This window comes from Streptosporangium sp. NPDC006013, from assembly GCF_040614275.1.
Taxonomy (GTDB): domain Bacteria; phylum Actinomycetota; class Actinomycetes; order Streptosporangiales; family Streptosporangiaceae; genus Streptosporangium.
This window is the reverse complement of sequence record NZ_JBEXUE010000407.1, coordinates 1-9,101: the sequence shown is the minus strand read 5'-3', so window position 1 is coordinate 9,101 and position 9,101 is coordinate 1. Positions and strand designations below refer to the sequence as shown.

General features: G+C 69.5%; 9 protein-coding genes. 3 read left to right on the top strand and 6 right to left on the bottom strand.

The annotated features are described in order from the left end of the window. Positions 1-240 precede the first annotated feature (240 nt). Positions 241-861, bottom strand: coding sequence for a DinB family protein (locus tag ABZ260_RS39495; protein WP_355627770.1), 621 nt, complete (start codon positions 859-861; stop codon positions 241-243). Between the two features lie 32 nt (positions 862-893). Further along, on the bottom strand, positions 894-1,247 hold the full coding sequence (locus tag ABZ260_RS39490; RefSeq protein ID WP_350916038.1) for a VOC family protein: 354 nt from the start codon (positions 1,245-1,247) through the stop codon (positions 894-896). A gap of 74 nt (positions 1,248-1,321) precedes the next feature. Between ABZ260_RS39490 and ABZ260_RS39485 the strand changes: the two genes are divergently transcribed. Then, positions 1,322-2,371 carry a sigma-70 family RNA polymerase sigma factor gene (locus ABZ260_RS39485; protein WP_355627767.1) on the top strand — a complete coding sequence of 350 codons (1,050 nt, stop codon included), beginning with the start codon at positions 1,322-1,324 and terminating at the stop codon, positions 2,369-2,371. Here ABZ260_RS39485 and ABZ260_RS39480 read toward each other — a convergent pair. Next, the gene (locus ABZ260_RS39480) at positions 2,352-2,840 is read right to left on the bottom strand and encodes a GNAT family N-acetyltransferase (RefSeq protein ID WP_355627764.1); all 489 of its coding nucleotides are present in this window, start codon (positions 2,838-2,840) and stop codon (positions 2,352-2,354) included. The genes ABZ260_RS39485 and ABZ260_RS39480 overlap by 20 nt on opposite strands. 442 nt (positions 2,841-3,282) lie before the next feature. On the opposite strand from ABZ260_RS39480, the gene ABZ260_RS39475 reads away from it, so the two are divergent. Continuing rightward, entirely contained in the window at positions 3,283-4,770 is a 1,488-nt protein-coding gene (locus ABZ260_RS39475) for an LCP family protein (RefSeq protein ID WP_355627762.1), read from the top strand. Here ABZ260_RS39475 and mgtA read toward each other — a convergent pair. The 3 genes from mgtA to tatA are packed head-to-tail and all read right to left on the bottom strand — an operon-like array spanning position 4,712 to position 7,970. Then, entirely contained in the window at positions 4,712-7,285 is a 2,574-nt protein-coding gene (gene mgtA / locus ABZ260_RS39470; RefSeq protein ID WP_355627759.1) for a magnesium-translocating P-type ATPase, read from the bottom strand. The genes ABZ260_RS39475 and mgtA overlap by 59 nt on opposite strands. After that, complete coding sequence (locus ABZ260_RS39465) at positions 7,269-7,676, bottom strand: metalloregulator ArsR/SmtB family transcription factor (RefSeq protein ID WP_350916028.1); 408 nt, start codon at positions 7,674-7,676, stop codon at positions 7,269-7,271. The genes mgtA and ABZ260_RS39465 overlap by 17 nt, the downstream gene beginning before the upstream one ends. An 18-nt stretch (positions 7,677-7,694) precedes the next feature. After that, positions 7,695-7,970, bottom strand: a complete 276-nt coding sequence (gene tatA, locus ABZ260_RS39460; protein WP_355627755.1) for a Sec-independent protein translocase subunit TatA — start codon at positions 7,968-7,970, stop codon at positions 7,695-7,697. Between the two features lie 522 nt (positions 7,971-8,492). Between tatA and ABZ260_RS39455 the strand changes: the two genes are divergently transcribed. Then, the coding region (locus tag ABZ260_RS39455) for a TIGR03619 family F420-dependent LLM class oxidoreductase (RefSeq protein WP_355627752.1) at positions 8,493-9,101 on the top strand (609 nt) is incomplete at its 3' end.

Sequence of the window (9,101 nt, the reverse complement as noted above, 5' to 3'; positions counted from 1 at the left end):
GTTCAGTCTAGTTCTCTAGCGCCTTGGGCAGCCACGAACAAGGAAAGCCCTCCGCGGGCCTGGCCCGGCAGGCTTCGACCTCACCCGCGACGCCATCACCCGGCTCCACGAGGCGCACGACCTGGAGCGATCCGCCGGTGACCGCCCCAAGGGCCCGATGCGGCGGTCCCGAACACGACCGGCGACGATCGCAGGTCGCGCGGAGGAACCGCCGCATGCGGTGGTGACGGCAGGACGGATTCAGCCCTGGCCGGCCTCCCGCGCCACCCGCTCCAGCCGGTTCCGGTACTCCTCCCACCACGACCGGTCGCCCGGTGCCAGGTTGTCCTTCCCCTCCCGCACCCCGGCGGCCCCGTCGATGAGCTCCCGGACGATGTCGGCGTGCCCGGCGTGCCGCTGGATCTCGGCGGTCAGGTGGACCAGGACCCGGTGCAGCGTCGGCTTGTTCTGCCCCTCGGCCCACCACGGCACGTGGCCGGTCTCGTCCAGCCGCAGCGCCTCGATGGTGGCGTCCGCGTGCTCCCACGCCCGCCGGTACAGCCCGACGACGTACTCGCGGGACTCCTCGGCGGTGGCCCACATGTCCGAGTTGGGTTCCTCAGCCTCGGGGTCCATGTCCTCCAGGCGGCCGGTGGGACCGAACCAGGGCACCTTCTCCTCGAAGTGCCGCCCGAACACGTATCCCAGATAGAGCAACTCGACGCCGATCAGGTGTTTGACCAGCCCCAGCAGGTTGGTGCCGGTCGGCGTCATCGGGCGGCGGGCGTCGTACTCCGAGAGCCCGTCGAGCTTCCACAGCAGCGCCTCACGGGCCTGCTGCAGGTACCGGTGCAGATCGGCTTTCAGCTCTGTTTCGGTCATGTCGACCTGTCCTCCTTGGTCGGTGGTGAATGTCAGGGGCTCAGCAGGCCGACGGGGTTGCCGTCGGGATCGATGAACACGGCTATCCGCCCCATCCCGGGCACGCTCTGCGGCTCCAGCCTCCGGCTGCCACCGAGCTTCTCCGCCCGCTCAAGGGCGGTGTCCACGTCGTCGACCGGGAAGTAGACGACGATCCCGGTGTAGGGGCTGTCCGGACCGGCCTGGCCGATCCCGCCCGCCGGTCGGCCGCCCTCCCCGCCCACCAGCGAGTAGGTCTCGTCCAGCACGTTCATCGGCCAGCCGAACATCTCCTGGTAGAAGTGCCGCGCTCGCGGTGCGTCGGGAGTGGAGATGTCGAACCAGCCGGGCACGGGATGGTGGGTCATGGGAATCCTCCTGGTAGGTGCGGCCGTACTGCCGTCGAAGAGGAGACCTCCACCGTGAGGCAGAATCATCGCTTGTGAGCGAAGTTTCTTCCACACGGACCGAGGACCCCGACCTGGCGCGGGCACGCGACGGCGACAACGCCGCCTTCACCCGTCTCGTGGAACCACTCCGCCGGGAGTTGCACGCCCACTGCTATAGCATGCTCGGCTCCACCCACGACGCCGACGACGCCCTGCAGGACGCCCTGCTGCGGGCGTGGCGAGGGCTCGCGCGCTTCGAGGGCCGTAGCTCGCTGCGCTCGTGGCTCTACACCGTGGCCACCCACACCTGCCTGGACACCGTCGAACGCCGCGGCAGGCGGGCGATGCCCGTCGACCTCGGCCCGTCCAGCGACCACGCCATGGTCGGCGAGGCCCCGCTCGCCGACGTCGCCTGGCTGGGCCCCTACCCCGACGCGGGCCTCGCCGAAGGGCCGGCCGCCCCGGACGCGCGCTACGAGCAGCGCGAAGCCGTCGAGCTGGCCTTCGTCGCCGCCCTGCAGCACCTGCCGGGCAACCAGCGGGCGGCGCTGCTGCTCTTCGAGGTCCTCGGCTTCTCCGCCGCCGAGATCGCCACCACGATGGACACCAGCGTCGCGTCGGTGAACAGTGCCCTGCAGCGAGCCCGCCGGATCGTCGCGGAGAAGGTCCCCTCCCGCAGCCAGCAGCGGACCCTGCGGAAGGTCGGCGACACGCGCCTGCGAGAGATCGTCGCCGGGTACTCCTCCGCATTGGAAAGCGGCGACGCCGACGCCCTGGTCGCGCTGCTGACCGAGGACGTCACCTGGTCGATGCCGCCGCTGGCGCACTGGTACCACGGCCTGGCAGCCGTCACCGACTTCGCCGTACGGGTCCCGATCACCGCGTGCCCGGACTGGCGGCACCTTTTGACCAGCGCGAACGGCCAGCCCGCCGTGGCCTCCTACGTCTGGTACGACGACCTCGGCGCGTACCTCGCCTGGGCGCTCAACGTGCTTACCCTGCGCGGCGACCGCATCTGTGAGATCACCTCGTTCATCGGCCCCGACCACTTCGCACCCTTCGGACTGCCCGCCTCGCTGCCTCTCAAAGAGCGCGATACATGACGTGCAACCCGACGTAGCCCTTCGTCGGGTGCAGAAAACCCTCCGGCACCGTGCCCAGCACCTCGAAGCCGAGCGATCCGTACAGTTTCACCGCGTGCGTGTTGCTCTCCACGACCGCGTTGAACTGCATCGCGCGAAAGCCGGCCGCCCGCGCCCACTCCAGCGTGTACGCGCAGAGCGCCCGGCCCACGCCCTGCCCGGAACGCGCTGGATCGACCATGTAGCTGGCGCTCGCGACATGCGAGCCGTTGCCCGACTGGTTGTTGTTCATCTTCGCCGTGCCCAGGACCTTCCCCGCGTCGTCGACGGCGACGACCGTACGGTTCGGCGGCGGCAACAGCCACCAGTCGCGCCCGGTGTCCCGCCCGAGGTCGGTCGGGTAGGTGAAGGTCTCACCGGCGGTGACGATCTCATGAAAGAACGGCCAGATGGCGGGCCAGTCCTCAGCGGTGGCTTCCCTGATCAGCATCCGCACATGGTGCCGGTTGGGACGCGGAGCCCGCCAACCCTTTTCGCCCGCACCTCGGGCAGGTGCACGACGGCGATCAAGCCGATCAGCACGATCCCCTTCGGGCTTGTCGATCGACAGCGAGGCGGTGTTGGTGGTGATGTCGCCGGAGGCGGAGCCGTAATCAGTCAGGCGGTCGCCTATCTGCGGGCTTCCAACGCCGATGCCGAAGGCGGGCGATCATGACTCCGCGGCATCCGGCCGTACCCCGCCCGACCAGGCGGGGCGGCGTCTCAGCCCGTCCATGCGAACTCGCAAAGATCGAGTAAGCACACCAGCGCCCACAACAAGAGGGCGACGGTCCTTTGCTGCACTCCTGCCCGCATGTTCAGCCCCCGGCTCCTCGACCGCAAAATACTTGCTATATTGCGCAACTATATAATCAATGGTCGCGGAAGTAGGCATGAGCACACAGATCCCGGTTCGGCGGCGTCAGGCACGCGGGGCCGTTCGGCGCCGGCGGCGCCGGCGGCGTGTGCGCAGCCCGGTTCCGGTCGTCGTGCTGGTGGTGGCGTCACTGATCGCCGTCCTGGCGGCCGTGGCCGGATGGACCTATCTCCGGCTGAACGCGAGCATCAACACGTTCGGCGCGGAAGGCGTCGACACTGATCGGCCTGCGGCGAACGTCGCGGGCCAGAACATCCTGGTGCTGGGCTCGGATTCACGTTCGGGCGGCAACAGCAGGCTCGGCGGCGGGCGCGGGGATGTGGGGCGCTCGGACACCGCGCTGCTCGTGCACGTCTACCGCGACGGCAAGCACGCGGTGGCGGTGTCGATCCCGCGTGACACGCTGGTGGACATCCCCCGCTGCCGGCTCCCCAACGGCACCTGGACCGTGCCGCAGACCAACGTGATGTTCAACGCCGCCTTCGCAGTGGGTGCGACCGCGAAGGGCAACCCGGCCTGCACCCAGAACACGGTGGAGAAACTGACCGGCCTGCGGGTCGACCACACGATCGTGATCGATTTCGAGGGCTTCTCGAAGATCACCAAAGCCGTCGGCGGTGTGCCGGTCTGTCTGCCCAAGAACGTCTATCAGGGCGACCTCAACCCCAACCGCGGGGCGCGTGGCCGGCTGCTTTTCGCCAAGGGCCCGCAGACGGTGTCCGGGCAGAAAGCCCTGGATTATGTCCGTATCAGGTACGGCATCGGCGACGGCTCCGACATCGGCCGGATCAAACGGCAACAGGCCTTCATCTCCGGCCTCATCAAGAAGGTGCGGGCGCAGGGCCTCGACCCGGCCACCCTGCTGCCGCTCGCGGAGGCGGCCGCCGCCTCCATGACGGTCGATCCGGGGCTGGGTTCGGCCGACAAGTTGCTGTCCTTCGCGCTGGCGATGAAGGACATCGACCTGCACAACACCAAGTTCATCACGCTGCCCTGGCGATATCAGGGCGCCCGGATCGCCATCGTGCACCCCGACGCCGACCTGCTGTGGGCGGCGCTCAAGGCGGACCGCACCCTCGACGGCATCGACGCCAGCGGCAAGGCCAAGCCGACCTCGAAGCCGACCCCTCCGGTCTCCGGCACCGGGATCAGCCTCGCCCTCTACAACGGAACCACCATCACCGGCCTGGCCGCCCGCGCCGCCACCGAGCTCAAGGCCTCCGGATTCACCGTCACCGCCGTTGGCACCGCCGCTTCCCAGCGCTACACATCAACCATGATCCAGTACGGCCCGGCCGCGCGGGAACAGGCACAGACCCTCGCGCGGGTGTTTCGAGGCGCGAAACTCCAGCCCGTGACCGCGGCCGGCATCACGGTCATCCTGGGCACGACCTATGCGAGCACCGCCGGCGCCACCCCCGGCCCGACCGTGCCGCCCTCGACCCTCAACGGCAAGGCTCGCTCGGCCGACGACGATCCCTGCTCCAATCTGTCCTACGGCTGAGCACCAGCAACGCCCCGCCGTACAGCATGACCACGATCACGAGCAGCAGGTAGTAGGTAATCGGCAGCGCGGTCATGCCGAGCAGGGGGGCAAGCGGCGAAAGCGGCAGTAGCAAGCCCACTGCGGTCAGCGCGCCGGTGGCCACCCACAGCGGGCGGGAGACCCGCCTTCTGGGACGGAGCAGCAGCATGACCAGGGCCTGGGTGAGCAGGTTCTCGATGAACCACCCCGTGTGGAAGGCGGCCTGGCCGGTGGCCTGGGCGGCCTCGGGTACGACCCACATCAGCACGGCGAACGTGGCCAGGTCGGCAAAGGCGTTGAGCGCGCCGAAGACGGCGATGAAACGCAGAATGTCGCGTCGCCGCAACCGGAACGGGCGGCGCAGGACGGCCGGATCGGCCCGGTCGAACGCGAACGCCAGCTGGGCGGCATCGAAGCACAGGTTCTGCACCAGGACCTGCGCGGGAAGCATGGGCAGGAAGGGCAGCAGCAATCCGGCGCAGAGCATCGCGATGACGTTGCCGACGTTGGAGGACAGGGCGACCCGCAGGTAGGTGACGATGTTGCCGGTGCTGCGCCGTCCGGCGACGATCGCGTGGTCGATGGCGGTGAGGTCCTTCGCGGCCAGCACCACGTCGGCGGCCTCACGGGTCACGTCGACCGCGTCGCGCGGACAGATGCCCACGTCGGCGGCACGCATGGCGGGCAGGTCGTTGACGCCGTCGCCCAGGAACCCGATCGTGTGCCCGGCGCCCCGCAACGCCCGCACCAGGCGCGACTTGTGCTCGGGGGTGCAGCGCGCGAAAACGGTCGCCCGCTGGGCGACCTCGGCCAGGGCCGCGTCGGAGAGGCCGTCGAGCTGGCTCGCGGTGACGACCGTGTCGGAGGGCAGCCCCAGCTCCTGGCAGACACGAGCCGCGGTAGCCGGATGATCACCCGTGAGTACCTTGATCGTGACGCTGCGCCGGGCGAGATGGGCCAGCGCGTCCGCCGCCTCCGGCGCGAGCCTGTCGAGCAATCCGACGAAGCCCACCAGGGCAAGGCGCTGATCCTCGCCGGGGTGGTACGAGGCGAGTCCGACGGCGAGCACGCGCAACCCCTTGTCGGCCAGCTGCTCGGCGGTCAGCTGGGCGCGTTGCCTCGCGGCGGGATCGAGGGCGCAGCGTTCCAGCACGTTCTCCACGGCGCCCTTGACCACCAGGAGGTTCGTCGCCGGGCGCGACGGGTGACGCACGATCGCGCTCGAGACGCGGCGCACAGGATCGAAGGGGAGCGCGTCCACCCCCTCGTACTCGCCGAGATCTTGCTCGGCCGCCAGGATCGCCTCATCCAGGGCATCCGGCGTCGGGAGATCGGCCAGGTGGAGCGTCCAGAAGCTGTTGACAGCGGCCCAGCGCAGCACCTCGGGGTCGGAGCGGCCGTCCGGATCCACCGAGCAGTCGACCACGGGCCGGTCCTGCGTGAGAGTGCCCGTCTTATCCGTGCACAGGACATCGATCGCACCCACATCGTGCAGAGCCGAGAGCCGTTTGACGATCACGCCCTGGCCGCGGGCAAGGACGGCCGAACCTCTCGCCAGTACGGTCGTGACGATGACGGGCAGCATCTCGGGCGTCAAGCCGACCGCCACGGCGACCGCGAACGGCAGCGCCTCCAGCCCCCGGCCGCGGAAAACGGCGTTGGCCACGAGGGCGAGGGGCGGGATGAGCAGCATGAGCCGGACCAGAATCCAGGAGATCCCGTTGACCGAGCCTTCGAAGGCCGACAACCTGACCCCGGACTCCTGGTACGCACCGGCGAACCTGGTGTCGGCTCCGGTGGCCACCACCAGTGCGAGGGCGCTGCCGGTGGCCACGCTGCTGCCGTGCCAGCAAAGGTGCTCCTGATCTCCCCCGCCGGGAACGTCGACGGCCTGCTTGGCCACCGGGACGGATTCACCGGTCAGCGCCGCCTGGTGGATCGTCAGCCCGCTGGATCGCAGGAGCCGGACATCGGCGGGAACCAGGTCCCCGGGGCCCAGTTTGATCACGTCGCCCGGCACCAACTGGTCGACGGGCACTTCCCTGTCCACGGGTGTGGCGTGCTCGTCGAGTCGCCGCCGCACAGTCGCCGTGGTGGCCACCAGCTTTCGCAGCGCCGCCGTCGAACGGTCTGCCCTGTACTCGCCGTTGGACCGCAGCACGCAGCTGACAACGACGAGGATCACGATGACGCAGGCCGCACCCCACGAGGCGATGACCGCGGACACCAGCCCGAGACAGAGCAGCACCAGCGTGAACGGATCGCGCAGGCTGCGTGCCAGCCGCCGCCAGGAGGTGACGCGCCGGGGTGGGTGGGTGTTCTCGCCGCGCAGCAGCAGACGCGCCTCAGCATGGGCCTCCACCAGCCCGCGGGGGCCGCTTTCCAGCCGCCGCAGCACCTCCAGCCGGGTGAGCTCGGCAACAGCGGCGAGAGGGAGCCCGTCGTCCCGCAGATCTTGGGGCGCGGCTGTCGGCGCCTCAGGCGCCCAGACCACGGACACGCCTCAATGACCCCGGATGACCCGCCCGTTCGGCGAACCGCCCCACCAGCCCTTGGACCGTGGCCACCACGTCCTCGTCGTCGATCAGATACACCACTCGGCGCCCCTCGCGCCGCGATTTCACCAACCCGGCCAGCTTCAGCTTCGCCAGGTGCTGGCTGACGGCGGGCAACGCGCCGCCCACCCGTTCCGCGAGCCCGCTCACATCGCTCTCGCTCTGCGCCAGCGCCCAGACGATGTGCAGCCGCGCGGACGAGGCCAGCAGCCCGAATGCCGCGGCGGCCTCGGACAGCACCTCGGGGGACGGGTCCTCGATATCGCCACCGCTGGTCGCCACTGTCGCTCTCCCGTCCACCTGGTCCCGCAGGGGGACCAGTCTAGGCATGACGAACCCGGGTCGCCGTCAGGTGACGGGCTTGTCCCTGGCCTCGGCGGCGGCCTGAGCCCGCAGCCGGGCGGCCTGCTCCTCAAGCCGCCTGGCCTGCTCCTCCACCGTCAACTGCCCCTGGGCCACGGCGGCCGGAGGTTCCTGGTCCTGGCCTTCCTGCGTGACCTCGGCCTTGAAGATGCGCAGCGATCGACCTACCGAACGCGCGGTGTCAGGCAGCTTCTTCGCGCCGAACAACAAGACCGCGGCGGCTGCCACGATCAGCCAGTGTGCCAGGCTGAGTGATCCCATCGGCCCGTCCTTTCCACGCAGGTATCCAGTGATGACGCCAGAGTACGACACAATCGGATTGCGCAAGCAAGCAAGTGTCTTCTGGGGCCGGCCCCAACACTGATGATCAAGGAAGCCCGGCTCGGTGCAGGCTGCCGGGGTAGCGCCGGCCGGTGCGCAGGATCGTTCTGCCGGTGATCTCATTGGGGTCTCGGGGGCCGGCGTTGAGGAACAGCGGTATGGCCGCCAACGGCGAGATCGATCCTGGTTGCCGGATTCTCCCGAATGGCCGATTCGGAGAGACCATCACCCGCTGACGCGGTCGGTGACCACTGCCGCGTCAAACAGACGTCCCAGCAGGGCCCCCTGGCCGGACTGGAGGACGTGGGCGGCCTCCAGCGGGATCCAGAAGCACTCGAAGCGGGTGGGTTCCCGCTCCCCGTCATGGTCCTCCTGGCTGCTCCACCGCCTTGCCTTGACGCTGACGGCAAGGTTTAGCGTGGCTGCGCCGGGCGAGCGCGTCGGCCAACCGGAGGAGTGACGATGAAGTTCGCGATCAGCTATAACACCGCTTACTACGGCGCCGACCCCGACCGGATCATGGCCTATGCCCGGCATGCCGAGGACTGTGGCTTCGAGTCGCTGTACCTGCCCGAGCACATCGCGCTGTATCCCGGCGCGAAGGTCGGCCCCTATGAGATCCCGCCGTCGCTGCCCTACGCCGATCCGCTCGACTGCCTGAGTTTCGTCGCCGCGGCCACGCAACGGATCCTGCTCGGAACGGGTGTGCTGCTGTTGCCGTACCACCACCCGGTGGTCCTCGCCAAGCGACTGGCGACCATCGACGTGCTGTCCAAGGGGCGGATGCGACTGCTGACCGTGGGGCTCGGCACCCTGCCGGGCGAGGCCCAGGCGGTGGGCGTCGACTTCAGCACCCGCGGCCGCCGTGCCGACGAGGCGATCGACGTGATGCGACTGCTCTGGGCCGGTGGCGAGGACGGTGTCAGCTTCACCGGGGAGTTCTTCGCCTTCGACGACCTGTGCAGCTTCCCCAAACCCCATGGGATCACGCACCTGCCGATCCACATCGGCGGATCGAGCCGGGCGGCCGCACGCCGCGCCGGGCGGCGCGGCGACGGCTACTTCCCCGGC